Raw genomic sequence first — 850 nt, forward strand, 5'->3', positions numbered from 1 at the left:
GCGTTGATTCGTCAAACCCTCAAATTTGCTCAGACCTAAGTCAGGCGCATCGTCAACATTCTGGATACCACCAGAACTTAGCTCGAACTGCAGCTTCGCTCTAAAATCACTTTCGGAAACAAGCGTACTACTTTCAGGTTGCAGCAAAGTACTCGTGATGTTTGCCGCGTTAGCATTATACGGAGAGTTGCTGGTCAGACCTGCAGAGGTATTTGCGTTTTGCGAAGCAGCTGCTTGAACTTGTGCTTGAGCTAAACCTTCAACCCGCATAATGGATGCAGCGTTCGACAATGCTGGCCCTGCAGCGCTTACCTGCGCCATCATAGTATTACCAACCTTCATTGCACCTACGACATGAGATGCACCATCAGCAGCATTCGGACTTGTATCGGTGCGTATAACCGAAGTCATACTATTCAACACTGTCTCACTAACGGCCGAATTTACTTGCCCGTCCTTAGCAGATACTTCAAAACCATTCTCAAGGGACTGAGGAGACTGGGCAATCGGATTTAGCGCGGAAGAATCCACTGGCTTACCGTTAATCGAGACAGTAAGCTCTCCGCTAACAATAGGATGTGCAAAATTCATTTGGCCATTCTGCGAACTAGATACAGCAGCAGAAGCCGCCACGCCATCTTTACCCAAACTTAAGCCCTCATTTGAAATGATCGCAGAACGTTGAAATGAATTCCCTAAGTTAGTTTGCGAATCGCTACTAGCCGCGCCATCAACACCAACTAATGGTGCAGAAGATCCCGCGATCGCGCTTTGGCCATGGGGCCTCAAAGCCTGGCCATTCGAATTGTTAACACTCGCTTGCTGAGAACTCGTTGATTGCCCAAACTCA

General features: G+C 48.1%; 1 protein-coding gene. It reads right to left on the minus strand.

Annotation, left to right across the window (positions count from 1 at the left end):
* Window positions 1-850: hypothetical protein (locus tag A3738_RS31580; protein ID WP_197474060.1), on the minus strand; the 850-nt coding region annotated here is incomplete at both ends.

The organism is Oleiphilus sp. HI0066 (assembly GCF_001635725.1).